25 protein-coding genes and 1 pseudogene are annotated in these 24711 nt (G+C 72.3%); 10 read left to right on the top strand and 16 right to left on the bottom strand.

Translation table 11 applies throughout. From position 1 onward, the window contains the following. The 3 genes from VF612_RS06420 to VF612_RS06410 form a co-directional block, all read left to right on the top strand. Positions 1–230 (top strand): zinc finger domain-containing protein (locus VF612_RS06420; RefSeq protein WP_408659017.1); only part of this gene is annotated, 230 nt, incomplete at its 5' end. A gap of 234 nt (positions 231–464) precedes the next feature. Then, positions 465–1358: a glycerophosphodiester phosphodiesterase family protein gene (locus VF612_RS06415; protein ID WP_408659016.1), complete on the top strand. Its 894-nt coding sequence runs from the start codon at positions 465–467 to the stop codon at positions 1356–1358. A 151-nt stretch (positions 1359–1509) separates the two neighbouring features. After that, entirely contained in the window at positions 1510–1908 is a 399-nt protein-coding gene (locus VF612_RS06410) for an ATP-binding protein (protein ID WP_408659015.1), read from the top strand. 105 nt (positions 1909–2013) lie between these two features. On the opposite strand, the gene VF612_RS06405 is transcribed toward VF612_RS06410, so the two are convergent. Further along, positions 2014–6801, bottom strand: a complete 4788-nt coding sequence (locus VF612_RS06405; RefSeq protein WP_408659014.1) for an NAD-glutamate dehydrogenase — start codon at positions 6799–6801, stop codon at positions 2014–2016. A gap of 215 nt (positions 6802–7016) precedes the next feature. Here VF612_RS06405 and VF612_RS06400 point away from each other — a divergent pair, with 215 nt between their 5' ends. Continuing rightward, positions 7017–8462: an NAD-dependent malic enzyme gene (locus VF612_RS06400; RefSeq protein ID WP_408659013.1), complete on the top strand. Its 1446-nt coding sequence runs from the start codon at positions 7017–7019 to the stop codon at positions 8460–8462. A gap of 14 nt (positions 8463–8476) precedes the next feature. Here VF612_RS06400 and hisC read toward each other — a convergent pair whose 3' ends face one another. Then, positions 8477–9568: a histidinol-phosphate transaminase gene (gene hisC, locus VF612_RS06395; RefSeq protein ID WP_408659012.1), complete on the bottom strand. Its 1092-nt coding sequence runs from the start codon at positions 9566–9568 to the stop codon at positions 8477–8479. Positions 9569–9624: 56 nt separating this feature from the next. Continuing rightward, complete coding sequence (locus tag VF612_RS06390) at positions 9625–10218, bottom strand: TMEM165/GDT1 family protein (protein ID WP_408659011.1); 594 nt, start codon at positions 10216–10218, stop codon at positions 9625–9627. 121 nt (positions 10219–10339) lie between these two features. Between VF612_RS06390 and VF612_RS06385 the strand changes: the two genes are divergently transcribed. After that, positions 10340–10876 (top strand): DUF4446 family protein, encoded by a 537-nt coding sequence (locus tag VF612_RS06385; RefSeq protein WP_408659010.1) that lies wholly within the window; start codon positions 10340–10342, stop codon positions 10874–10876. A 70-nt stretch (positions 10877–10946) separates the two neighbouring features. Further along, the gene (gene pheA / locus VF612_RS06380; protein ID WP_408659009.1) at positions 10947–11891 is read left to right on the top strand and encodes a prephenate dehydratase; all 945 of its coding nucleotides are present in this window, start codon (positions 10947–10949) and stop codon (positions 11889–11891) included. 23 nt (positions 11892–11914) lie between these two features. Here pheA and VF612_RS06375 read toward each other — a convergent pair whose 3' ends face one another. The 3 genes from VF612_RS06375 to VF612_RS06365 all read right to left on the bottom strand — a co-directional run bounded on the left by VF612_RS06375 (position 11915) and on the right by VF612_RS06365 (position 13683). Next, on the bottom strand, positions 11915–12208 hold the full coding sequence (locus tag VF612_RS06375) for a GroES family chaperonin (RefSeq protein WP_408659021.1): 294 nt from the start codon (positions 12206–12208) through the stop codon (positions 11915–11917). Positions 12209–12283: 75 nt separating this feature from the next. Continuing rightward, positions 12284–12517 carry a hypothetical protein gene (locus VF612_RS06370; protein ID WP_408659008.1) on the bottom strand — a complete coding sequence of 78 codons (234 nt, stop codon included), beginning with the start codon at positions 12515–12517 and terminating at the stop codon, positions 12284–12286. Next, positions 12514–13683, bottom strand: coding sequence for an inorganic phosphate transporter (locus VF612_RS06365; protein WP_408659007.1), 1170 nt, complete (start codon positions 13681–13683; stop codon positions 12514–12516). The genes VF612_RS06370 and VF612_RS06365 overlap by 4 nt, the downstream gene beginning before the upstream one ends. A gap of 200 nt (positions 13684–13883) precedes the next feature. On the opposite strand from VF612_RS06365, the gene VF612_RS06360 reads away from it, so the two are divergent. After that, on the top strand, positions 13884–14723 hold the full coding sequence (locus VF612_RS06360; protein ID WP_408659006.1) for a Cof-type HAD-IIB family hydrolase: 840 nt from the start codon (positions 13884–13886) through the stop codon (positions 14721–14723). 73 nt (positions 14724–14796) lie between these two features. Here the strand turns inward: VF612_RS06360 and VF612_RS06355 are convergent, their stop codons facing one another. Both VF612_RS06355 and VF612_RS06350 read right to left on the bottom strand, forming a co-directional pair. Next, on the bottom strand, positions 14797–15393 hold the full coding sequence (locus VF612_RS06355) for a bacterial proteasome activator family protein (protein WP_408659005.1): 597 nt from the start codon (positions 15391–15393) through the stop codon (positions 14797–14799). Between the two features lie 64 nt (positions 15394–15457). Beyond that, positions 15458–16437: pseudogene (locus tag VF612_RS06350) on the bottom strand (NAD(P)H-quinone oxidoreductase). A 59-nt stretch (positions 16438–16496) separates the two neighbouring features. Between VF612_RS06350 and hutH the strand changes: the two are divergent. Next, positions 16497–18038 carry a histidine ammonia-lyase gene (gene hutH / locus VF612_RS06345; protein ID WP_408659004.1) on the top strand — a complete coding sequence of 514 codons (1542 nt, stop codon included), beginning with the start codon at positions 16497–16499 and terminating at the stop codon, positions 18036–18038. 109 nt (positions 18039–18147) lie between these two features. Here hutH and VF612_RS06340 read toward each other — a convergent pair whose 3' ends face one another. From VF612_RS06340 to VF612_RS06325, 4 genes are read right to left on the bottom strand one after another with little or no spacing between them, the layout of a single operon-like run. Next, positions 18148–18801, bottom strand: a complete 654-nt coding sequence (locus VF612_RS06340; protein WP_408659003.1) for an aminodeoxychorismate/anthranilate synthase component II — start codon at positions 18799–18801, stop codon at positions 18148–18150. Between the two features lie 26 nt (positions 18802–18827). Further along, on the bottom strand, positions 18828–18998 hold the full coding sequence (locus VF612_RS06335; RefSeq protein ID WP_408659002.1) for a hypothetical protein: 171 nt from the start codon (positions 18996–18998) through the stop codon (positions 18828–18830). A 3-nt stretch (positions 18999–19001) separates the two neighbouring features. Next, positions 19002–19937: a class E sortase gene (locus tag VF612_RS06330; RefSeq protein ID WP_408659001.1), complete on the bottom strand. Its 936-nt coding sequence runs from the start codon at positions 19935–19937 to the stop codon at positions 19002–19004. 57 nt (positions 19938–19994) lie between these two features. Next, the gene (locus VF612_RS06325; RefSeq protein ID WP_408659000.1) at positions 19995–20810 is read right to left on the bottom strand and encodes a DUF881 domain-containing protein; all 816 of its coding nucleotides are present in this window, start codon (positions 20808–20810) and stop codon (positions 19995–19997) included. 202 nt (positions 20811–21012) lie between these two features. Between VF612_RS06325 and VF612_RS06320 the strand changes: the two genes are divergently transcribed. Both VF612_RS06320 and VF612_RS06315 read left to right on the top strand, forming a co-directional pair. Continuing rightward, a complete protein-coding gene (locus VF612_RS06320; protein ID WP_408659020.1) occupies positions 21013–21288 on the top strand; it encodes a cell division protein CrgA in 276 nt (91 codons plus the stop codon). Next, positions 21285–21605: a hypothetical protein gene (locus tag VF612_RS06315; RefSeq protein WP_408658999.1), complete on the top strand. Its 321-nt coding sequence runs from the start codon at positions 21285–21287 to the stop codon at positions 21603–21605. Before VF612_RS06320 ends, VF612_RS06315 begins: the two co-directional genes overlap by 4 nt. A gap of 19 nt (positions 21606–21624) precedes the next feature. Here VF612_RS06315 and VF612_RS06310 read toward each other — a convergent pair whose 3' ends face one another. The 4 genes from VF612_RS06310 to VF612_RS06295 form a co-directional block, all read right to left on the bottom strand. Continuing rightward, positions 21625–22677 (bottom strand): rhomboid family intramembrane serine protease, encoded by a 1053-nt coding sequence (locus tag VF612_RS06310; RefSeq protein ID WP_408658998.1) that lies wholly within the window; start codon positions 22675–22677, stop codon positions 21625–21627. A gap of 27 nt (positions 22678–22704) precedes the next feature. Further along, positions 22705–23232, bottom strand: coding sequence for a peptidylprolyl isomerase (locus tag VF612_RS06305; protein ID WP_408658997.1), 528 nt, complete (start codon positions 23230–23232; stop codon positions 22705–22707). Between the two features lie 18 nt (positions 23233–23250). Next, on the bottom strand, positions 23251–23868 hold the full coding sequence (locus VF612_RS06300; RefSeq protein WP_408658996.1) for a hypothetical protein: 618 nt from the start codon (positions 23866–23868) through the stop codon (positions 23251–23253). A 101-nt stretch (positions 23869–23969) separates the two neighbouring features. After that, positions 23970–24683, bottom strand: a complete 714-nt coding sequence (locus tag VF612_RS06295; RefSeq protein ID WP_408658995.1) for a type 1 glutamine amidotransferase — start codon at positions 24681–24683, stop codon at positions 23970–23972. Between the last annotated feature and the right edge of the window lie 28 nt (positions 24684–24711).

The following is a 24711-nucleotide window of genomic DNA, read 5'->3' as shown; positions in this document are numbered from 1 at the left end:
AGGTGCTCACCGATGCGGTCGACCGGTCCGTGGGGCAACGGGCCGCCGAGTTGAAGGGCGAGAAGCGATCGGGTCTGCGGGTGCACGCCCGCACCGGGCTGCCGTGCCCGGTCTGCGGGGACACCGTGCGCGAGGTGTCCTTCGCCAGCAAGTCCCTGCAGTACTGCCCGACCTGCCAGACCGGCGGCAAGAACCTGGCCGATCGCCGGCTGTCCCGGCTGGTGAAGTGAGCACGTCGTTCATGTCTGCTCAAGACATTTTTCGGCGGGGCAGCCCCCCGCCGGGCCCGAGAAGGGGGCAGACTAGGCGCTGTGAACGAATACGGGCCACGCCTGGGCCCGGGTGTCAACCACGACACCCGCCCGCGGCCGCAGCTGATCGCCATCCCTGATACCGGCGACGACGGTGAGCCGCCCGGCCCGGTGCCATCCGACGGCGGCCGCCCGCGCTCCTGCTGACGCCTCATGGCACGCCCGCTGTCGCGCTACCGCAGCCGTCCGGCGCTTGAGCCGAACCCCAGCCCGCTGGTGATCGCCCATCGGGGCGGCTCCGACACCGTCGCCGAACACACCCTGCCCGCCTACCTTGCGGCGATCGACACCGGGGTGGACGGGCTGGAATGCGACGTCCGCCTCACCCGGGACGGCCACCTGGTGTGCGTGCACGACCGCACCGTCAACCGCACCTCCAACGGCACCGGCATCGTCAGCGAGCTGGACCTGACCGGCTTGCAGGCATTGGACTTCGGGTCCTGGCGCGACGAGCTGCCGACCTCGGCCGACGACCTGGTCAACGACTCGCCCTACCTGGCCGGGGTCGTCCCGGACCGCGAGCGCCCGGACAGCTCCGCGGTGCTGACCCTGGAGATGCTGCTGGGCGTGGTGGCCGATGCCGGCCGGCCGCTGCGGCTGCTGATCGAGACCAAGCACCCGACCCGGTACGGCGGCCTGGTCGAGAAGGAGCTGGTGCGGCTGCTGCGCCACTTCGGCTGGGCCGGCGACGACGCGCCGGACCCTGCCGGGCATCCGGTCACCATCATGAGCTTCGCGCCGATCGCGCTGCGCCGGATCAGGCTGCTGGCGCCGGCGATCCCGCTGACCCTGCTGATGGAGCGCCTGATCCCGCTCCGCCGGGACGGCTCGCTGCCGGCCGGCGTGCCGATCAGCGGTCCGGGCATCCGGGTGCTGCGCGCCGAGCCGGACTACGTCGCCCGGGCGCACCAAGCGGGCAATCGGGTGTTCTGCTGGACGGTCGACCAGCCCGAGGATGTCCAGCTGGTGCGCGAGCTGGGCGTGGATGCCATCATCACCAACCGGCCGGCGGCGGTGCTGGCCCAGCTGCGGCAACCCGCCGGCTGACCCTCCGCGTCACCTTCCCGTCACGGCCGGTGACCGCCCTCTCGCCCAAAGTCGTTGCGCGGTCAAGGTTTATTCGGGCACCCGGCTGGGTACACCTGATCACAGCGGCGTCGCCAGTCGGGTGCGCCGCGCGACGTCGGAGGCCGGCCAGGTGTCCACCCTGTGGGTCCAGCATGCGTCCAGCAGCGCCGCGGTGGCCCGCCGCAGCGTGCTGGCGGCCTTCGATGCGGCGGGGCTGCCCGTCGAGCAGGCCCTGGACGCGGCGCTGATCGCCAGCGAGCTGGTCGGCAACGCGGTCCGGCACGCCACGCCGCTGCCGTCCGGGCAGCTGGCCGTGAGCTGGTCGGTGGACCCTGACGGCTACCGGATCTCGGTCACCGACGGTGGCGTCCCCGGGCCGGCCCGTCCGGAGATCTCCGCCCGGCAGGCAGGCAGCCGGGACCTGGCCGGCCGGGGGCTGCGGATCGTGGCAGAGCTCTCCGACGACTGGGGCGTGGCCGCCGAGGCCGGCGCCACCACCGTCTGGGCCCGCACCCGGACGCCAGCCTGAGGCAGCACACCTGAGCCGGGCCGCTGAGCCAGGCCGCTGACCCAGCTCACCCCTAAACCATCCTGAGCCAGGCCGCTGAGCCAGGCCGTTGACCCAGCCAGCCGCTCAGTAGGTCGAGCGCACCGCCGAGGACGGCAACCCGCGCATCACCCGCAGCACCACCGACAGCGTCGCCAGATCCACCCGGTCCCGCGACAGCGCCTCGGCGAAGGTGGCCCGGGCCCGCTCCACCCGCTCGGGATTCTGCTCGGCCCAGTTGGTCAACCGCTCGGTCGCCAGCAGGGACGGGTCGGTGTCCTTGAGCACCGAGGCGGTGACGGCGGCCAAAGCCGCGTACACGTCGTGCCGGATCGCCGCCCGCGCCAGCGCTGACCACCGGTCGTCGCGGGGCAGGGCGGTGACGGCGGAGAGGATGTCGTCGACGCTCAACCGCTCCGACAGCGCGAAGTGCAGGTCGGCCACCTCGGCGGCCGGCCGGTCGTTGGCGACCGCGATCTCGACCACGTCCAGCAGCAGGAACGAGCTCAGCAGGCAGGAGATCTCCAGCGCCAGCTGCCGGGGCAGCCCGTGCCCGACCAGCCGGTCGACCTCGGCGTAGAGGTTCTCCCGCTCCCGGCCGCGCAGCAGCTCCGGCACCTTGGGCTTCAACTCCGCCACCGTGGGGGCGAACCGCTCGATCTCGGCGGTCACGTCGCTGATCGGGAACCGGACGTCGACCAGCCAGCGGACCGCCCGGTCCATCGTCCGGCGCACCTCGCGGTAGCCGATGTGCTGGGCGTCGGTGCTGACCTGGTTGTCCAGCGCCTCCAGGCTCGCCCAGATCCCCTCGAGGCCGAACACCTCGCGGATCACCGTGTACGCCCGGGCGATCTGGGCCGGATCGGCCGCGGTCTCCTCCTGGGCCCGGAACACGAAGCTCGCCCCGCCCCGGTTCACCAGGTCGTTGACCACGCAGGTGGTGATGATGTCGCGGTGCAGCGGGTGCTCGGCCAGCTTGTCGGCGAACTGCTCGGCGATCGGCCGCGGGAAGTAGGAGCGCAGCGCCCGCTGGAACCAGGGCTCGTCCGGCAGCGTGGATGCGGCCAGCCGCTCGGCGAGGGAGATCTTGACGTAGGCGGTCAGCACCGCCAGCTCCGGCGAGGTCAGGCCGACGCCCTCGGCCTCCCGGGCGGCCAGCTCCTTGTCCGAGGGCAGGAACTCCAGCTCCCGGTGCAGCCGGCCGGCCTTCTCCATGTCCCGGATCAGCCGCCGGTGCACCGACACCAGCGCCTTGGCGCCGTGCCGGGCCACCCCGAGCAGGACGTTCTGCTCGTAGTTGTCGCGCAGCACCAGCCCCGCCACCTCGTCGGTGACCGAGGCCAGCAGGCTGTTGCGGTGCGCCATGTCCAACTCCTTGGCCTGCACCGCATGGTCGAGCAGGATCTTGATGTTCACCTCGTGGTCGGAGGTGTCCACCCCGGCGGAGTTGTCGATGGCATCGGTGTTGATCCGCCCACCCGAGCGGGCGAGCTCGATCCGGCCGCGCTGGGTGAACCCCAGGTTTCCGCCCTCGCCGACCACCCGGGCCCGCAGCTGATTGCCGTCGGCCCGCAGCGCGTCGTTGGCCTTGTCGCCGGCGTCGGCATGGGACTCGGTGGAGGCCTTGACGTAGGTGCCGATGCCGCCGTTCCACAGCAGGTCCACCGGCGCCAGCAGGATGGCGTGGATCAGCTCGGTCGGGGTCATCTTCCCCGCGCCGGCCGCGATGCCCAGCGCCGCCGCGGCCTCGGCCGAGACCTCGATGGTCTTCTGGGTCCGCGGGTACACCCCGCCGCCGGCCGAGAGCAGCTCGCTGCTGTAGTCGGCCCAGCTGGAGCGGGGCAGCTCGAACAGCCGGCGCCGCTCGGCGTGGGAGGCGGCCGGATCCGGGTCCGGGTCGAGGAAGATGTGCCGGTGGTCGAAGGCGGCCACCAGCTTGATGTGCTCCGACAGCAGCATCCCGTTGCCGAACACGTCACCGGACATGTCGCCGATGCCGACCACGGTGAAGTCCTGGCTCTGGGTGTCCAGGCCCAGCTCGCGGAAGTGGTACTTCACCGACTCCCAGGCGCCCCGGGCGGTGATCCCCATCGCCTTGTGGTCATAGCCCACCGAGCCGCCGGAGGCGAAGGCGTCGCCGAGCCAGAACCCGCGCTCGATCGCGATCCCGTTGGCGATGTCGGAGAAGGTGGCGGTGCCCTTGTCGGCGGCCACCACCAGGTACGGGTCGTCGCCGTCGTAGCAGCGGGTGGCCGGCGGCTTGGCGACGTACTGGTTGCCGTCGGAGTCGCGGCGGAAGTTGTCGGTCAGCTCCAGCAGCGAGGTGATGAAGCTCTTGTAGCAGGCGATGCCCTCGGCCAGCCACGCGTCCCGGTCCACCGCCGGGTCCGGCAGCCGCTTGGCGACGAAGCCGCCCTTGGAGCCGACCGGCACGATCACCACGTTCTTGACCATCTGCGCCTTGACCAGGCCCAGCACCTCGGTGCGGAAGTCCTCCCGGCGATCGGACCAGCGCAGCCCGCCGCGGGCCACCGAGCCGAATCGCAGGTGCACCCCCTCGACCCGCGGCGAGTAGACCCAGATCTCGAACTTGGGACGCGGCTCGGGAAGCTCGGCGACCAGCTGCGGGTCCAGCTTCACCGCGAAGGTCTCCGGGCCGACCCCGTTGGCGTCGCGACGGTAGTAGTTGGTGCGCAGGGTCGCCGTGATCAGGCTCAGCAGCGACCGCAGGATCCGGTCCTGGTCCAGGCTCGACACTCCTGCCAGCGCCTCGTCGATCCGGTCCCGGATGCCGTTCTGCAGCTCGGCGGCCGCTGTTGGGTCGCCAGCATCGGCCTCATCCCCGTGCTCGGGGTTGAACCGGGCGTCGAACAGCTCGACCAGCATGGCCGCGATACCGGTGTGCTGGGCCAGGGTCTGCTCGATGTAGCCCTGGCTGTAGGTGGTGCCGGCCTGCCGCAGGTACTTGGCGTAGGCCCGCAGCACCGTGGTCTGCTGCCAGGTCAGCCCGGCCCGGACCACCAGGGCGTTGAAACCGTCCTGCTCGACGCTGCCCTGCCAGAGCATCCGCAGGGTGTCGATCACCGCGGCCGAGCGCTCCAGCGAGAAGTCCACCCCCTCGCCCAGCTTGAGCCCGAAGTCATAGATCCAGGACGACGTGCCGTCGGTCCGCTCGACCTCGTAGGGCCGCTCGTCGAGCACCTCGATGCCCATCAGCTCCAGCATCGGCAGGGTGCGGCCCAGCGACAGCGGGGTGCCGGTCCGGAAGATCTTCAGCCGGCGGTCGGCCGGGTCGTCGGCGGCCGGGGTGTAGACCTCGAAGCTCAGCCCGTCCACGTCGGGCAGCGCCTCCAGCCGGCGCAGGTCGGCCACCGCCGTGGACGCGCCGAAGTCCTCCTTGTACGCCTCGGGGAAGGCGCCGGAGTACCGGCGCAGCATCCGGTCGGCCTCCTGCTCGCCGACCCCGACGGTCAGCAGGTCGGCCAGGTCGTCGCTCCACCGCCGGGTGACCTGCGCGACCCGGGACTCCACCGCGGCCCGGTCCGGGTTCGGGACCTCCTCACCCGGGCGCAGCGCGATCAGGAACTGCATCCGGGCCAGGCCCAGCTCGACGATCCGGTCGTCCCGGCCGATGATCTTGCCGGGCCAGTGCGAGAGCACCACCTCGCGCACCTTGCGCCGGGTCTCCGGGCCCAGCCGGTCGCCGGGGAAGTACACCAGGACGGTGACGAAGTCGCGGTTGAGGTGCACCCGGGCGAACACCCCGATGCCGCCGCGCTCGGCCCGGTCCACCACCAGCTGCGAGAGCTTGAGCAGGTCCGGCGCGGGTGCCTCGAGCAGCTCGTCGCGGGGCAGCGTGCGCAGCGCGGCCAGCAGCTGCCGTCCGGTGTGGCTGTCGGCCCGGGCGCCCGAGCGGTGCAACACCTCGGCGATCCGGCGGCGCACCACCGGCACCCGGCCCACGGTGCCGTCGGTCTCGTCGGTGATCAGGCCGAGGAAGACGTGGATCTTGGCCGCCTCGCCGTCGTGCGCGGGGGCGATCACCGTGACGCAGTCATAGCGGGTCGAGCGCCGCACCGTGGAGACCATCGGGGACTTGAAGATCACCAGCGGGGCGCCGGAGCGGTAGGCCGGCAGCAGCTCCAGCGGCGAGATGCTGGCCGCGCCGCGCAGCACGCCGCGCTCGTTGCTGGTGGCGGCAGTCGACCGGGACGGGTTGGTCAGCTCGTTCGCCGAGTACGCCGCGTGGCCCAGGATCATGAAGTTGCCGTCGGCGAGCCAGCGCAGCAGCTCGCCGGCCTCGCACGAGGTGTCCCGGTCGAACTCGCCGGGGTTGGCCTCGATCCGGTCGGCCAGCTCGCGGATCAGCCGGTACAGGTCCGGCGCGTCGGCCACCGCGTTCTGCACGTCGCCGATCACCCGGCGCAGGTCCGCGGCCAGCTGCTCGTGCTCGGAGTCGGGGATCAGGGTGGTCTCGATGTGCATCCAGGACTCGGCGATGGCGCCCTCGGGGACCTCGGCGGTGTCCTCGAGGTCGAGCACCTTGGTGATCGCGCCGTCGGAGTCCCGGCACACCACGATCTGCGGGTGCAGGAAGTGCTCGATGACATGACCGGTGCGTTCGAGTTCGGCGCGGGCCGAGTCGACCAGGTAGGGCGCGTCGCTGGTGGCCAGGTCGATGCTGGTGCCCTCGCCGTCGAGGTCGGCGATCCAGACCACCGTCTCGCCGGGCTTGCGGATCCGGGCCGCCCGGAAATGCTGGCGGGCGAGCTCGGTCAGCGCCCGGGCCGGACGGCCGGGAAGCTGTGCCGCTGCGCGCATCAGGTAGCGGCGCAGGAACACCTCTTCGTCGACGGGCACGGAAAGCTCGGTCATGGCGATGTCACCTCGTTGTGACGGGCGCCGACGCCTGAGGTGGCATCGACCCTTCGCCTAATGGAACCACAGCGGGTTCGCCGGGCATCTGTCTCCACCACTGGCGGCCCTTCCTGCGCGCGATCCGTCGAGCCTGCCCAGCCTAGGGCCCGTCGCGCCGCCTGGGGCGCGGTTGCCGTCATTGTGTCCGGCGCGGGTTTGAGACGATGGGCACCATGGCCATGCCCGATTCCGCCCGCCCCCGTCCCGCGCCGACCTCGGCGTCCTACTCGATCACGGTCAGGCTGTACGCGGCGCCGGACTCGTCCGTGGTGGGGCGGCTGGCCACCGCGGTGTCCGAGGCCGGTGGGCTGGTGACGGCGGTGGACGTCTCGGAGTCCCGCCACGACCGGATCACCATCGACGTCACCTGCTCGGCGGTCAACGGCGAGCACTCGGAGCAGATCGTGACCGCGCTGCGGGCGCAGCCGGGCATCGAGGTGCACCGGGTCTCCGACCGCACCTTCCTGCTGCACCTGGGCGGCAAGATCTCGGTCGAGTCCAAGGTCCCGCTGCGCACCCGGGACGACCTGTCGATGGCCTACACCCCCGGCGTCGGCCGGGTCTCGCTGGCGCTGGCGGCCCATCCCGAGGACGTCTCCAAGCTGACCATCAAGGGCAACTCGGTGGCGGTGGTCACCGACGGCTCGGCGGTGCTGGGGCTGGGCAACATCGGCCCGGGCGCGGCGCTGCCGGTGATGGAGGGCAAGGCCGCGCTGTTCAAGCGGTTCGCCGACATCGACGCCTGGCCGATCTGCCTGGACACCCAAGACGTCGACGAGATCGTCCAGACGGTGCGGTTGATCGCGCCCGGCTTCGGCGGCATCAACCTCGAGGACATCTCCGCGCCGCGCTGCTTCGAGATCGAGGCGCGGCTGCGCGAGCTGCTGGACATCCCGGTGTTCCATGACGACCAGCACGGCACCGCGATCGTGGTGCTGGCCGCTCTGACGAATGCTTTGCGCTGTGTCCGCAAGGGGCTCGGCTCGATCCGGGTGGTGGTGTCCGGGGGTGGCGCGGCGGGCACCGCGATCGTGGACCTGCTGCTGGCCGCCGGGGTGCGCCACGTGCTGGTCTGGGACCGCGAGGGGGTGCTGTCACCGACCGATGGGACGCTGAACCCGGCCAAGCTCGCGCTGGCCCACCGGACCAACCCCGCTGGCGTGACCGGTGACCTGCACGACGCGCTGCGCGGCGCCGACGTGTTCATCGGGGTCTCGGCGCCCGGCGTGCTGCCGGCCCACTGGATCGCCGACATGGCCGAGGACCCGGTGGTCTTCGCCCTGGCCAACCCCGACCCGGAGACCGACATCGACGCCGCCCGGCAGTACGCCACCATCCTGGCGACCGGCCGGTCGGACTACCCGAACCAGATCAACAACGTGCTGGCGTTCCCCGGGGTGTTCCGGGGGCTGCTGGACTCCCAGGCCGGCCAGGTGAGCACCGACATGCTGCTGCGGGCGGCCGCGGCGCTGGCCCACTGCGTGAGCGACGACCAGCTCAACCCGGCCTACATCGTCCCGTCGGTGTTCGACCCGTCGGTGCCCACCGCGGTCGCGGCGGCGGTGCGGGAGGCGGCCAAGCCACGGGAGCGGGTGGCCGGCGACCGGGGCATGGAGTAGCGCGGTCGACCTGGCTAGCCGGCGGGCTGCTCCGCGCGCAGCTCGGCGGCGGCGGCCAGCAGCTTGTCGTTCTCGGCGGCCGTACCGATGGTGATCCGGACGCCGGAGCCGGCGAACGCGCGCACGATCAGGCCCCGGGCCTCGCAGCCGGCGGCGAAGGCCATCGCGTCGATGCCACCGTGCTCGGCCGGGCCGTCGGCGAGCCAGACGAAGTTCGCCTCGGAGTCCGGCAGCTGGTAGCCGGCGGCCCGCAGCCCGGCGGTGACCCGGCCGCGCTCGGCGACCACCTCGGCCACCCGGTCGGCCAGCTGCCGCGTGGCCTCGGGCTCCAGGCTGGCCAGCGCGGCGGCCTGCGCGACATGGGTCACCGCGAACGGGACCTGGGTCTGGCGGACCGCGGTGGCCACGGCCGGGTCGGCGGCGATGCCATAGCCGACCCGCAGCCCGGCCAGCCCGTAGGCCTTGGAGAACGTCCGCAGCACGATGATGTTGGGGTAGCGCTCCAGCAGCCCGGTGCCGTCCTGCACCTTCTCGTCGGTGACGAACTCCCGGTACGCCTCGTCGAGCACCACCAGCACGTCGGAGGGCGCCTGGTCCAGGAACTCGGTCAGCTGGACGCCGGGCACCGCGGTGCCGGTCGGGTTGTTCGGATTGCAGAGGAAGATCAGCCGGGTCCGGTCGGTGATGGCCTGGGCCATGGCGGGCAGGTCATGGACCTGGTCGCGCAGCGGCACCTGCACCGCCTGGGCGCCGGCGATGGCGGTGATGATCGGGTACGCCTCGAAGGAGCGCCAGCCGAAGATCACCTCGTCGCCCTGCCCGGCGGTGGCCTGCACCAGCTGCTGGCACAGCGACACCGAGCCGCACCCCACCACCAGGCGCTCGGCGCCCACGCCGAACTTGGCCGCCAGCGCCGCGATCAGCTCGCTGGAGTTGGTGTCGGGATAGCGGTTGACGTCCGCGGCGGCGGCGGTGATCCGGTCCACCACGTGGGGCAACGGGCCGTAGGAGGTCTCGTTGCTGGCCAGCTTGATCGATCCGGGGACGTTGCGGCCCGGCACGTAGGCAGGCAGCTCGGCAAGGACCGGGCGCATCCGAACAGTCATGCGCTGAGATTAGCGCGCCGGCCGGAGCGCCAAGGCCCGCCGGCCGGCCACGCAGGTCAGCCCCGGATCGCGGCCACCCCGGCGATCACCGCGAACACCGCGAACGCCACCGCCGCCACCCGGTGCACCAGCTCCAGCGGCACCCGCCGCAGGATCGCCTTGCCGATCAGCACGGCCAGCGCCGCCACCGACACCAGCGCCAGGAACGCGCCGAGACCGGTCGCCACCGGCTGGCCGTACCGCGCGACCAGCCCGGCGGTGGCCAGCTGCGAGGCGTCACCCCACTCGGCGGCGAACAGCACCCCGAAGGAGATCCCGAAGATCCGCCGGTCGCTCAGCCCGGCCTCGACCGGCGTCTCGAGCTGGTCGTCCTCGGTCGAGACGCTCTCCCGGAACAGCAGCACCGCGCCGACCGCGAACAGCAGCGCGACGGTGGCCTCCAGGATCCGGTGCGGCAGCAGGTGCAGCAGGCCGCCTGCGGTGACGGCGACCACGCACTGCACCGCGAACGCGGCAACGGCGCCGGCCAGCACCGGGCGCCGGCGGTACCGGGTGGACAGCACCAGGGTGGCGACCATGGTCTTGTCCGGCAGTTCGACCAGCAGGATCGCGGCGAAGGCGATGGCGAACACCGCGACGAAGGAGGTCATCGACAGCCATTCTGCCCGGCTGCCGGAATGGCCCCGCACACCCGCGCGGCGGTCTGGCACGGTCGGCGGCTGGGAGTGTCGGTGAGGGACCCTCCGGGGGCAGGCCATACCCTGGCCAGCGATGAGTACCTGGCTGGCGGCCGTCGCCGTGATCTTCGGCGTGGCGGGCTTCGTGGCCGGCGTGCTGGCCCTGCGCATCCTCAGCCGGCTGCGGCGTTCGGTGGCGTTGCTGTCCCGCGGCGCCTCCGGCCGGGAGACCATCGTGGAGGTCGCCGAGAAGCACATGGCCGCCAGCGAAGCGGTGCGCAAGGACATCCTGGAGCTGCAGCAGGACCTGGCCGCCGCCCAGCAGGAGCTGGCCTCCGGGCTGGCGGCCGAGCGGCAGGACCTTGCCCAGACCGTGCAGGGCCTGGCGAGCTCGGTCGGCACCGTGCTGCGGCGGGTCGCCCTGGTGCGCTTCGACGCGTTCGAGGACCTGGGCGGCCGGCTGTCGTTCTCCCTCGCCCTGCTCGACGACGGCGGCAACGGCATCACCCTCACCTCGATCGCCAGCACGTCCGACACCCGGCTCTACGCCAAGGCGCTGACCGGCGGCGTCGGGGAGCATCCGCTCTCGCCCGAGGAGGAGCAGGCCGTCAAGGCGGCGCTCGCCCGCTAGCAGCCGCCCGCTAACGGCGCCCGGTTTCAGCGGGCGGGTTCCCCGCTGCGCCGGCACTAGACTTCATCCCGTGCCCACGGATACCGCCGCCCGGCGCGGGCCGTACGGCTATCTCGGCCCGGAGGGCAGCTTCGCCCACGCCGCGGCCCAGGCGCTGGGCGCCGGTGTGGAGCTGGTCGCGCACGCCACCGTCGCCGAGGCCGTCGACGCGGTCCGGGACGGGGCGGTGGGCGGGGCGGTGGTGCCGCTGGAGAATTCCGTGGAGGGCTCGGTGCCGGCCACCCTGGACGAGCTGGCCGCCCCCGGCCCGCCGCTGGTGATCGCCGCCGAGACGTACCTGCCGGTGGTGTTCGACCTGCTGGTCCGTCCGGGCACCACGCTGGCGGCGATCGGCGCCGTCGCCACCCATCCGCACGCCGCCGCCCAGGTGCGGCGGTACCTGCTGGCCCGGCTGCCCGGGGCGCGGGTGATCCCGGTCGGCTCGACCGCCGGTGGCGCCCAGGCGGTCGCGGACGGCCAGTACGACGCCGCGGTGGCGCCGCCGGGAGCAGGCCCGCGCTACCGCCTGGACAGCCTGGCGCACGACATCGCCGACACCCCCGGCGCGGTGACCAGGTTCGTCCTGCTGGGCACGCCGGCCGAGCCGCCACCGCCGACCGGCAACGACCGGACCACCCTGGTCACCTACCTCAAGCACAATCACGCCGGCGCGCTGCTGGAGATCCTCACCGAGTTCGCCACCCGCGGCGTGAACCTGACCCGCATCGAGTCCCGGCCGACCAAGGCAGGGCTCGGCCAGTACTGCTTCTCGATCGACTGCGAGGGCCATGTCTGCGATGCCCGGGTCGGGGACGCCCTGGCGGCGCTGCACCGGATCTGCGCCGACGTCCGCTACCTGGGCTCCTACCCCCGCCGGGACGGCCAGACCGGCCAGGTCCAGGACGGGCGCGCCGACGCCGACTTCGGCGAGGCGGCGGGCTGGCTCGACCGGATCCGCAGCACCGGCGTCGGGTGACGGGCCGGCAGACGGCTGCCGTCCTACAGGTACAGGCCGGTGTTGGACTCGATCCGCTTCGCGGCGACCGCGTGGATGTCGCGCTCGCGCAGCAGCAGGTAGTCCTCGCCGGCGATCTCGACCTCGTGCCGGTCCTCGGGGCTGAACAGCACCCGATCGGCCAGCTCCACCGACCGGACGTGGTTGCCGATGGCCAGCACCTCGGCCCAGATCAGCCGCTTGGCGACCTGGGCGGTGGCCGGGATCAGGATGCCCCCGGACGAGCGCCGCTCGCCCTCCTCGGCTGACACCCGCACCAGCACCCGGTCGTGCAGCATCTTGATCGGAAGCCGGTCTGACGTGGTCACGGGCGTAAGCCTAGAACGGGGCCTGTGACTACTTGACCAGCACCGCTACTTGGCCAGCACCGCCCACAGGCCGAGCGCTACCGCGGCCAGCACCATCAGCAGGCAGCCGGCGGCCAGCAGCCGGGACGCCACCACCGGCTGGTCGGGCTCCTCGTGAGCGGTGGTCATGGCCCGCACCGCCACCGAGAACAGCACCGTGATGCCTACCCCGGCGACCAGGGCGACCAGGGCGACGTTGCGCAGCACCGCCAGGTCCAGATAGCTGCCCACCGCGCTCACCCCGCCGCCTGCTCGAGCACCGGGGGACGCTCGATGGAGCTGAGGGTGCGGGTGCTGAAGCTGTCGGAGGCCTCATTGACGTTCGCGGCGCTGACCGGGTTGCGCCGCGACCAGATCCAGAAGCCGAGCAGCAGCAGGACGGCGACCACGGAGACCACCGTGATCTGGCCGGATCCGCCGCCGCCGACGATCAGCCCGATCCCGGCCGCGACCAGGGCAGCAGCCGGCAGCGTCAGCAGCCAGGCGAGCACCATGGTGCCCGCCACCCGCCAGCTGACCTTCGAGCCCCGCCGGCCCAGTCCGGTGCCGAGCACCGCGCCGGAGGTGATGTGGGTGGTCGACAGCGGCAGCCCGCCCTGGGTGGCGGTGAGCAGCACCGCGACGGAGGCGGTCTGGGCGGTGAAGCCCTGCGGCGCCTCGATCCGGGTCAGCCGGTGCCCCATGGTGCGGATCACCCGCCAGCCGCCGAAGTAGGTGCCGGCCGCGAGGGCCACAGCGCAGCTGACGATGACCCACATCGGCGGGTCCGCGCCGGGCCGGAGCTGCTTGTCGGCGATCAGCGCCAGGGTGATGACGCCCATGGTCTTCTGCGCGTCATTGGTGCCGTGCGCCAGGGACACCAGCGATGCCGAGGCCAGCTGGCCGTACCGGAAGTACCGGTGGCTGCGGGGCCGCTCGTCCGGCTTGGCGATCCGGTAGCTGAGCCGGGTGGCCAGCATCGCCACCAGGCCGGCCAGCGCCGGGGCCAGCAGCGCCGGGATGACCACCTTGGCGATGATCGAGTGACCGTGCACCGCCGAGGGACCGGCCGACACCAGGGTGGCGCCGATGACCCCGCCGATCAGCGCGTGCGAGGACGAGGACGGCAGCCCGACGCTCCAGGTGATCATGTTCCACAGGATCGCCCCGAGCAGGCCGGCGAACACGATGGGCAGCGTGATGGCGCCGGAGGCGACGATGCCGCTGGCGATGGTCGCGGCGACCTTGATGGACAGGAAGGCGCCCACCAGGTTCAGCACCGCCGAGAGCGCGACCGCAGCCCTTGGTTTCAGCGCACCGGTCGCGATCGACGTCGCCATGGCGTTAGCGGTGTCGTGGAAACCGTTGGTGAAATCGAAGATCAACGCAGCGCAGATCACAATGAACAACAGCGTGACATCGTGCACGGGAAGAACGATTCACGACCACCCACCCTTTAGCAAACGCTCACCGGGTTTTAACATACGTGTGTCTGGTTTGGGGTTTCGCGTCACGCTGCGCAGTCACTCGCGGCGCTGGCAAGTAGGCTCATTGGAGTGATCCGGCCGCCGTTCCGCCCCGCTCGGCGGGTAGCGCTGCCCGTCCGGACGACCCGATCGGCGCGGCGTTGATCCGGCTGCTGGCCAGCGACCTCGACGGCACCCTGCTGCGCAGCGACAACACCGTCAGCCAGGCCACCCGGGACGCGCTGGCCGACGCCGAGGCGGCCGGGCTGATCGTCGCCTTCGTCACCGGCCGGCCACCCCGCTGGCTGCACGAGGTCGCCGAGGCGACCGGTCACCGCGGGGTGGCGGTGAGCGCCAACGGCGCCCTGACCTACGACCTGCACACCGAGACGATCGTCGCCGAGCACCCGCTGCCGCCCGGGATGCTGGCCGAGGTCACCACCGTGCTGCGGGAGAAGATCCCGCAGGTCCGGTTCGCCCTGGAGTACGGCCTGGACTTCGCCTACGAGCCCGAGTACCGCCACGACTGGGAGATCTCGCCCGAGACCGACCGGGCCGGCCGGCGACTGCCCACCCCGGCTGCCGTGGACCTGACCGCGCTGATGGACAAGCCTGCGGTGAAGTTGCTGGCCAAGGGCCACGGGATGTCGCCGGACGAGTTCATGGACCTGGTGGAGGACCTGGTCGGCCATCAGGTGACGGTGACCCGGTCCGGGCACTCGCCGCTGGTGGAGATCTCGGCCACCGGCATCACCAAGGCGTTCGGGCTGGCGGCGCTGGCCGACTCGCACGGGATCGGCCGGCACCAGATCGCGGCCGTGGGCGACATGCCCAACGACGTGCCGATGCTGGAGTGGGCCGGGCAGTCCTATGCGGTGGCCAACGCGCACCCCTCCGCGCTGGCCGCGGCCGGCTCCGTGCTGGAGGAGACCAATGACGAGGACGCGGTCGCCAAGCTGATCCGCCGGCTGCTGAGCGAGCAGCGGCCGGCGACTGGGTGAGCGGCTGGCGGGTTGGCGACTGGGTGAGCGGCTGGCGGGTCGGCGACTGGGTGAGCGGCTGGCGGGTCGGCGGCTAGAGGTACTGCCCGGTGCCCCGCTCGCCCTCCTGGCCGGGCTGTTGCAGCCCCGGGATGCCCACCATCGGACCCGGTCCGACCTGGCCCGGCAGCGCCCGGCCGCGCATCTGCTCCAGCTGCGCGCGGGCGGCCATCTGCTGGGCGAACAGCGCGGTCTGGATGCCGTGGAAGAGCCCCTCCAGCCAGCCCACCAGCTGGGCCTGCGCGATCCGCAGCTCGGCCTCGCTGGGGACGTGGTCGTCGTCGAAGGGCAGCGTCAGCCGGTCCAGCTCCTCACGCAGCTCCGGGGCCAGCCCCTGCTCCAGCTCCTTGATCGAGGACTGGTGGATCTCCCGAAGCCGGGTCCGGCCGGCCTCGTCCAGCGGCGCGGCCCGCACCTCGTCGAGCAGCTGCTTGATCATGGTGCCGATCCGCATCACCTTGGCCGGCTGCTCGACCTGCGACATCAGGTCCCGCTCGCCGTCGTCGTCCTCGGCGCCGTCGCCACCGGGGGCGCCGGGGGGCAGCACCACGACCTGGTCGCCCTGCCCGTCTAGGCCGGTGGACGCCGGCTGGCCGTCCGGGGTCTCGGAGCCCGTTGGCTCGTCAGTCATGTCTACGTCCCGTCCTGTGAGGAGGATCGACCACTCGTCTCTGATCGTAGAGCCCCGCGCCGGATCATCCGGTGGCCAGCACCAGCTTGCCGATGTGATCGCTGCGCTCCACGATCCGGTGCGCCTCGGCCGCCTCGGCCAGCGGGAGCACCTGATGCACGACCGGACGGACCCGGCCGGCCTCGATCAGCGGCCAGACGTGGGCCTCGACGCCGGCCACGATGGCGGCCTTCTGCTCCACCGGACGCGCACGCAGGCCGGCGGCGAAGACGGTGGCGCGCTTGTGCATCAGCAGCCCCATGTTCAGGCTGCCGGTGACGCCGCCCTGCAGTCCGATGACCACGATCCGGCCACCGACGGCCAGCGCGTCCAGGTTGGCGGGCAGGTACTTCGCGCCGACGATGTCGAGCACCACGTCCACCCCGGCGCCGCCGGTCTGCTCCTTGACCACCGCGGTGAAATCGGCGTCCCGGTAGTTGATCGCGACATCGGCGCCGAGCTTGCGGCAGGCGGCCAGCTTCTCCTCGGTGCCGGCCGTGGCGAAGACCCGGCTGCCCTGGGCGGCGGCGAGCTGGATCGCCATGGTCCCGATGCCGGAGCTGCCGCCGTGCACCAGGAAGCTCTCGCCGGGGAGCAGCTCGGCAGCCGGCGCCCGGTCGAACACCATCGACCAGACGGTGCAGGCCACCTCGGGCAGCGCGGCGGCGCTGACCAGGTCCAGCCCGGCCGGCACCCGCATCAGCTGCACCGCCGGCACGCACACCTGCTCGGCGTACCCGCCGCCGGCCAGCAGCGCGCACACCTCGTCCCCGACCTGCCAGCCGGTGACCGCGCTGCCCAGCGCGGCGATCCGGCCGCTGCACTCGAGCCCGAGGATCTCCGACGCGCCGGGCGGCGGCGGGTAATGGCCGGCTCGCTGCAGCAGGTCGCCGCGGTCGCGGCGACGTCCAGCAGCACCTCGCCGGCCGCCGGCTCGGGCGCGGCGACCTCGCCGATCGAGAGGACGTCCGGGCCGCCGGCCTCGGCTATCAGCACCGCTTTCACGCCCTCGAACCTACCGGGCCGCCGACGCCGGGCCGGCGGCGCTGGGCGAGAATGGCTGCATGACAACGGTGTCGGTGGGCCTGGGCCCCATCTCCGAAGCAGACCTGGTGGCCGTCGCGCGTGCCGGAGCCCCGATCGAGCTCAGCGGCCAGTCGCTGTCGGCGATCGCCGCCTCCCGCGCCATCGTGGAGGCGCTGGCCGACGACGTGGAGCCGCACTACGGCATCTCCACCGGTTTCGGGGCGCTGGCCACCAAGCACATCCCGACCGACCGGCGCGCCCAGCTGCAGCGCTCGCTGGTGCGCTCGCACGCGGCGGGCTCCGGCGCGGAGGTCGAGACCGAGGTGGTCCGGGCGATGATGCTGCTCAGGCTGTCGACGCTGGCCACCGGCCGCACCGGCATCCGGGTGGAGACGGCCCGGACGCTGTGCGCCCTGCTCAACGCCCGGCTCACCCCGGTGGTGCGGGAGTTCGGCTCGCTCGGCTGCTCCGGAGACCTGGCGCCGCTGGCCCACGTGGCCCTGGCGCTGATGGGCGAGGGCGAGGTGCGCGACGTGACCGGGCGCTTGCAGCCGGCCGCCGAGGCGCTGGCCGCCGCCGGCATCGAGCCGGTCACGCTGGCCGAGAAGGAAGGGCTGGCGCTGATCAACGGCACCGACGGGATGCTGGGGCAGCTGCTGCTGGCCTGCGCCGACCTGGACCTGCTGCTGCGCACCGCCGACCTGACGGCCGCGATGTCGGTGGAGGCGCTGCTGGGCACCGACCGGGTCTTCGCCGCCGACCTGCACGCGCTGCGGCCGCAGCCGGGCCAGGCGGTCGCGGCGGCGAACATGCGCGCGCTGCTGGCCGGCTCACCGATCGTGGCCTCGCACGCCGGCCCCGAGTGCACCTACGTCCAGGACGCGTACTCGATGCGGTGCGCGCCGCAGGTGGCCGGCGCCGCCCGCGACACCCTGGCCCATGCCCGGACGGTGGCCGGCTACGAGCTGGCCTCGGCGGTGGACAACCCGGTGGTGACCCTGGACGGCCGGGTGGAGTCCAACGGCAACTTCCACGGCGCTCCGGTGGGCTACGTGCTGGACTTCCTCGCGATCCCGGCCGCCGACGTGGCCAGCATGTCCGAGCGGCGGACCGACCGGATGCTCGACGTCGCGCGCTCGCGGGGGCTCAGCGCGTTCCTCACCGACGATGCCGGGGTGGACTCCGGGCACATGATCGCCCAGTACACCCAGGCCGGCCTGGTCTCCGAGCTCAAGCGGCTCGCGGTGCCGGCGTCGGTGGACTCCATCCCGTCCAGCGCCATGCAGGAGGACCACGTCTCGATGGGGTGGTCGGCGGCCCGCAAGCTGCGCCGGTCGGTGGACGGCCTGCGCCAGGTGCTGGCGATCGAGCTGCTCAGCGCGGCCCGGGCACTGGACCTGCGCCGGCCGCTACGGCCGGGGCCGGCCACCGGCGCGGTGCTGGCCGCGCTCCGCGAGACGGTGCCGGGCCCGGGACCGGACCGGTACCTGGCGCCGGAGATCGAGGCGACGGTGGAGTTCGTCCGCTCCGGCCGGGCGGTCGAGGCCGCCGAGAGCGCCCTGGCAGAACCGCTGCGCTGACATCGTCGGGCGGATTCCGAACTCCTGATCCGCGACACCTCGCTCGTGGTCGAGCTGCTCGGTGCGACGAGGCCGGATCGCTGGCGCCAGCTGGCTGCCGGCGCGATCCTCAGACGACGGAGCTGAAGGCCTGGCCGCGCAGGGCGTCCAGCTCGGCGCCGAGCTCGGCGACCCGGGCCCAGTCGACCTGGCCGCCGCACCGGATCAGCCAGTTCGCCAGGATCCGGTGACCGCCCTGGGTCAGCACCGACTCCGGATGGAACTGCACGCCCTCGATGGGCAGGTCGCGGTGCCGGACCGCCATCACCACCCCCGAGGCGGTCCGGGCGGTGACCGCGAGCTCGTCGGGCAGGGTGTCCTCGCGCACGGTCAGCGAGTGGTAGCGGGTGGCGGTGAACGGCGTCGGCAGCCCGGCCAGCACCCCGTCCCCGTGGTGCAGCACGTCGCTGGTCTTGCCGTGCAACAGCTCCGGCGCCCGCTCCACCACCGCGCCGAAGGCGACGCCGATCGCCTGGTGCCCCAGGCACACCCCGAGCACCGGCAGCTCCGCGTCCGCGGCGGCGGTGACGACGGCCATGCTGACCCCGGCCTTCTCCGGGATCCCGGGGCCCGGTGAGATCAGGACGCCGTCGAAGCCGTCGAGCTCGTCGACGGTGACCTCGTCATTGCGCCGGACCACCACCTCGGCGCCCAGCTGCGCCAGGTACTGCACCAGGTTGTAGACGAAGCTGTCGTAGTTGTCGATGACCAGGATGCGCGTCATGCCCACCAGTGTGCCGCCTGCCCGCGCTACTGATCGACCGTGACCGGGCCGGTCACCGGGTTGGCCGGCAGCCGGGGCTCCAGGTAGGGAAAGACCACGAAGAGCAGCAGCGCGGACACCAGCGCCACCAGCAGCAGCGCCTGCAGCACCCGCAGCGCCGGGCCGCCGGGCAGTCGCCGCCAGATCCAGCCGTACATCGTCTAGAGGGTCCCTCCGGGTAGTTCCTTGGGCAGGAAGCCGCCGGCCTGCGGCACGGCCCGGACCAGCTGGGCGTGCACGATCATCCGCTGGTCGGCCGAGTACTTGGGATGGCAGGTGGTCATGGTCAGCAGCGCCCGGGTCGGGGTGGCCAGCGGATGGTTGGGCACCGGGTCGATCACGTGCACCGCGTGCGGGTTGACGATCTCGCGGCCCCGGACCCCTTGGCTGTCCGGCGCCGCGAGCGCTGCGGCGATGGCCGCGTTCTGCTTGTCGCGGTCGGCGATCCTGCTGGCCGCCAGGTACGCCGACCTGCTGCCCAGCACCGCGTAGACGTACCAGTTGCTGGCGGTCTGCACCACGACGGTGTCGCCCGGGCGCAGCCGGTCCAGGTTCAGGAACGGCTCGCCCCGGCCGACCCGGTGCCCGGCGATCGCGAAGTTGCCCAGCTGGCCGGGCAGCTGGCTGCTCACGTAATGCCCCGGCCCGGCGCTGAGGTCGCTGTCGGAGGTGCCCTGCACGATGGTCCGGGCGAAGTCCTTGCCGAACGCGGGGATGTAGAGGTTGGCGAAGCCCTGGCCGGTGGGCAGCAGCACCTGCTTGCCGATCGGCAGGTTCAGCCGGTCCTGGCCCTTGAGCGGGTCCTGGCCGCGTTGCCAGGCGGTGGCCAGCTGCTGGCGCACCTGGTCCTGTTTGTGCTCGGCGAACAGGTTGGAGATCCAGATCTCGTAGGCGACGAACAGCAGCAGGACGGCGCCACAGGTCAGCAGCAGCTCGCCGAGGCCGCGCGTGACCCGGCGGCCGACCGTATCGGCGGAGGAGGAGCCGCCGGCGCTGCGGTGGCCACCGCCCGGGCGGCGCCGGCGCGTGCGCAGCCCACCGACCGGGGTCTCGGCCTCGGTGGAGAAATCCCAGCCACCGCGATGCTTGCCAGCCACCCGGCGCACATCTCCCTTCTCCCCCGCGTACCCCGCCCGTCGGCTCGGCGGGACGCGTCAGCCGCCGACGGCGGCGTAGCTCAGCCCGATCGGCGCGTCGTAGGCGGGTGCCTCGATCTTGTCGTGCTCGTCCACCTGGTAGCCCAGGCCATAGGCGTCGGCGTCCTTACGGTACTGCTGCAGGGCGATCGACTCGTTGAGCGCGATCCGCATCCCGGTGGCCGGCCCGATGGCCGAGATGACGAAGGGCGGCGAGTAGACCCGTCCGTTGAGCAGCAGGGTGTTGCCGACGCAGCGGACCGCGCTGGTGGGCGACAGCCGCTGGTCCATGACCCGGATCGCCTCGGCGCCGCCGGCCCACAGGGCGTTCACCGCGGCCTGCATGTCGGACTGGTGCACCACCAGGGCGTTGGCCTTCGCCGGGTCGGTCTCCGGCTCCGCGGGGTGGGCGTCGTCGAGGATGACGGTGAGCCCCGGCCCGGTCATCGCGACCAGCCCGGCCGGCACCAGCAGCGGCTGGGCCCGGGCCTTGATCGCCGCGATCCGCTCGTCGGAGCGGGCCGACCGGTCGGTGGCGGCGGCCACCTCGCGCTGCAGTTGCCGCACCAGGTTGTCCTGGCTGGCGACCCTCGTCTGGGCCTGCCGGATCAGGTCGGTGAGGTCGTTGCGGCCGGCCGAGCGCAGGTCGGTGCCCCGGGCGGTGGTGGCGGTGGTGGCAGCCAGCAGGCCGGCCAGCAGCGCGATCACCGGCACCAGCGCCCGCCAGAGCCCCGGATTGGCGGGCCGGCGGAACCGGCCGCGCCGGGACGAGCCAGCGGGGGACGGGGCAGCCGTGCTGGCGCCCTTACGCGGCCCCGCGGTATTGCCCACCATGTCCCTACTGTCCCATTCAGCCTTGCTGCCTGTCATCACGGCGCGCCCGTCGCGGGGCGGCTGCGAATACCGAGCGTGCCTGCCCCGGGCGCGGCGATTACGCTAGCCGCACGGTTGCCGGCCGGTCGACGGGGCTCGGATACAGCCTGACATGCCATGCCAAGTCCACAGGTCCATCCAGCAGGTCCACGAGGAGATCTACGTGCCCAAGTCCAAGGTCCGCAAGAAGACGACCTACCAGCCCTCGCCTGCGTCCGGTCCCGGCGCCTCGGCCGGCGGCGCGAAGATGGCCAAGCCGAGCCCTGCCTGGTACCCGATCCTGATGGCGGCGTTCCTGCTGATCGGCCTTGCCTACATCGTCGTCTACTACATGGCGGCCGAGAGCATCCCGTTCATGAACAGCCTGGGCAGCTGGAACTTCGCGGTCGGTTTCGGCTTCCTGATCATCGGCCTGGGACTCGCGGTCCGCTGGCGGTGACCTCCGGCAACCGGTTCGGCAGGATCGTGGCATCGTTGCTGTCGCTGACGATGACGTTCCTCTGCATCACGTTGATGGCCCGTCACCGGCAGGCTGAGCTGACCGACGCCAGATGGCTCGCCGAGTACGAGCGGGCGCACTTCGAGGACAGCTCCGTCCATGGCGCTGACTGGCGCCAGCGTCGCGATGCCACCGGGCTGGACGCCGGCCGGATCGGCCGGGCGATACCGCTGTTACCGGGCTTCACAACCTGGATCGTGGGCTTGGCCGCCTTCGGTGGGGCGGCCATCGCCGCGCTGATCCACGCCTGCCTCTAACCCTGCTGGCTGCCCGAGGTCATAGCGCGGGCCCACCGCTGTCCACAGGTTCTTCCACCGCTGTGATTACAGCGGTGTAGTTCTCCCCAAGGTGGTCCACCGCTGTGGACAACGGCGCGGGCGCGAGGCCGGCTCCGGAGTACGAGGACGCCGTCAGCTCCCGGAACAGCTGGTCGTGGATCTGCTCGGTACGCCACAGCGCCAGCGCCACCAGCAACGCCAGCAACCCGGCCAGGCTCGCGATCTGGATGGCGCGTAACCGCTCGGGCAACGGCCCGCGACGCTGCAGGGTCCAGCCCAGCAGGGCCAGGCTGGCCAGCCCGCCGAGCACGAAGCCGCCCATGTGGCCGAGCTTGGAGATGCCGGGCACCGAGAAGGTGAACACGAAGTTGATGCCGATCGTGATCACCAGCGCCCGGGTGTTGAAACCGACCAGCCGGGACAGCACCAGCGCCGCCGCGAACAGCCCGAAGATCGCTCCCGAGGCGCCGACCACCGGCTGCCGGACGTCGCCGAACAGCAGGATCGCCACCGACCCGCCGAGCGCGCCGAGCAGGTAGACGGCCAGGTAGCGCCACCAGCCCATCACCCGCTCCAGCGGCGGGCCGATGGTGGCCAGGGCGAACATGTTCAGGAAGATGTGCAGCGGCCCCAGGTGCAGGAAGGCCGCCGTCACCAGCCGCATGTAGTCGTGCCGGAAGCCCACCACATTGGGCACCAGCTCCCAGTCCCGGAACAGCTCGGTGTTGGTGTTGTCGATCAGCGAGCTGCCCGGTCCGAGGCCGGTCAGCAGGTAGATCAGCACGTTGATCCCGACCAGCGCCCAGGTGATGTACGGGACGTGCGACCGGGCCGGCGCCCCCACCACCGTCCGGCCCTGCCTGATAGTGGCAGCGCCGGCGCGGACGTCGTCCGGGCACTGGAAGCCCACCGAGGCCTGCCGCTGGCATTCGGGGCAGATCGGACGGTTGCAGCGGACGCACCGCACGCCGGTGAGCCGGTCCGGGTGCCGGTAGCACCCGGCGAACCCGTAGTACGGGTCCGGTCCGGCGGGCGGTGGCGTCGGCTGCATGTCGTCGCTCTCGGTGGGGTATCGGGCCTAGGCGTCGAGGATCTCGACCGAGGTGATGGTGATGTCGGTGACCGGGCGGTCCTGCGCGCCGGTGCGGGTCTTGCCGATGGCGTCCACCACCGCCCGGCTGTCGGCGTCGGCGACCTCGCCGAAGATGGTGTGCCGGCGGTTGAGGTGCGGGGTCTTGGTGGTGGTGATGAAGAACTGGCTGCCGTTGGTGCCCGGCCCGGCGTTGGCCATCGCCAGCAGGTACGGCCGGTCGAAGCTCAGCTCGGGGTGGAACTCGTCGGCGAAGTTGTAGCCGGGGCCGCCGGTCCCGCTGCCGAGCGGGTCACCGCCCTGGATCATGAAGTTGTCGATCACCCGGTGGAAGATGGTGCCGTCGTAGAGGTTGGCGCGGGTCTTCTGGCGGGTCCGCGGGTCCGTCCATTCCTTGGCGCCGGTGGCCAGCTCCACGAAGTTGGCCACCGTCTTCGGCGCGTGGTTGCCGAACAGGTCGACGGTGATGTCACCGGCGGTGGTGTGCAGGACGGCCTTCTGGGTTGCTGCTGTCACGGGTAGAGCTCCTGTCGGTTACGTGATCTTCGGGGCTATCGCTCGGGCGAGGAGAAAGGCGTTCAGTGCAGGGTATGGCTGCCGGGTCCGGACCGTGACCACCGAGGTCCCCTTCGCGAACACGCACTGCCAGGTCCGGCTGCCCTGCAGCGGGGTCTGGAAGGCCACCGCGCCGGCGCCGATGGCCGCGTCGGACTGCACCTCCGGATGGCCTCTCGCCGATCCGACCATGGCGTTGTAGGCCTCGGTGGGGGTGCCGAACCGGGTCACCGTGATCTCGCCCACCAGGACCGCGGGGTCGTACTCGAAGTAGAACCGGCACCCTGCCGGACGGCTCCGCAGCACCGTCACCCGGCCGACCCGGTCGCCTTCGAGGTCGGCGAACCGGGCGGCGCTGATGTACGGGCAGGTTCCGAGGGTTTCTGTGACGGCGCCGGAGGTGCTCAGGGTGGGACGGGGGGTGCTGCGGGCTGGGCTGGCTGAGCTCGCCTGTTCGCCGCTCGCGCCGCCGAGGCCGGTCGGCTGCGGCTGGGAGGTGGCCACGGTCGAGCTGGGCGGGTTGACGCCGGGGCTGCCGGACTGGCAGCCGGCCAGCGCCAGCAGCAGGACTATGCCGGTCAGCAGGCCTGCTTTCACGGCTCGGCCGTCCCGCCTGCTGTCCTCACCCTGCTGGCCGTCCCGCGTGCCGTTCTCACGGCTCGGCCGTTCTCACGGCTGTCCTCACCCTGCTGGCCACCTCACCGGGGTCGCCGGATCGCCACGTCCGCCGCGGCCAGGGCCAGCGAATCGTCCAGCGGCTCGAGCTCGGGATCCTCGCCGCGGCGGGCGAGCGCGCGGCTGAGCAGCTCATCGGCGAACCGCGGGCTCTTGGCCAGCACCGGGCCGTGCAGGTAGGTGCCGAAGACGTTGTCGCGGACCGCGCCCTCGGTCTGGTCCTGGCCGTTGTTGCCCCGGCCGGCGACGGTCCGGCCGAGCGGCTGGGCGCCGGGGCCGAGTTCGGTGAGCCCGCTGTGGTTCTCGAAGCCGACCAGCCGTCCCCAGTCGGTGTCGATGTGGTTGTTGCCGATCAGCCGGTGGTCCGAGCCGGTGGTGATGACGTCGAGCACGCCGACGCCGTCGATCCGGCGGCCGTCCTTGGTGAGGAAGTGGTGGCCCAGCAGCTGGTAGCTGCCGCAGATCGTCAGCATCACCACCCCGTCGTCGGCCATCGCGCGCAGCTCGGCGCCGCGGCTGACGAAATCGCGGCCGATCTCGCCCTGGGCGGCGTCCTGGCCGCCCCCGCCGAGCAGGATGTCGGTATCGGGCGGCAGCGGATCGCCCACGTGCACGCCGACGACCTTGGCGTCCCGGCCACGCCACTGCAGCCGCTTGCGCAGCACCAGGACGTTGCCGGTGTCGCCGTAGATGTTCATCTCGCGCGGGTACAGGTGCGCCAGCGTCAGCACGGTCATGACTTCACTCGGCTCTTCGCGCGAGCGC

It is taken from the genome of Jatrophihabitans sp. (assembly GCF_036388195.1).
Taxonomy (GTDB): domain Bacteria; phylum Actinomycetota; class Actinomycetes; order Mycobacteriales; family Jatrophihabitantaceae; genus Jatrophihabitans_A.
This window is presented reverse-complemented; position numbering and strand designations above follow the sequence as displayed.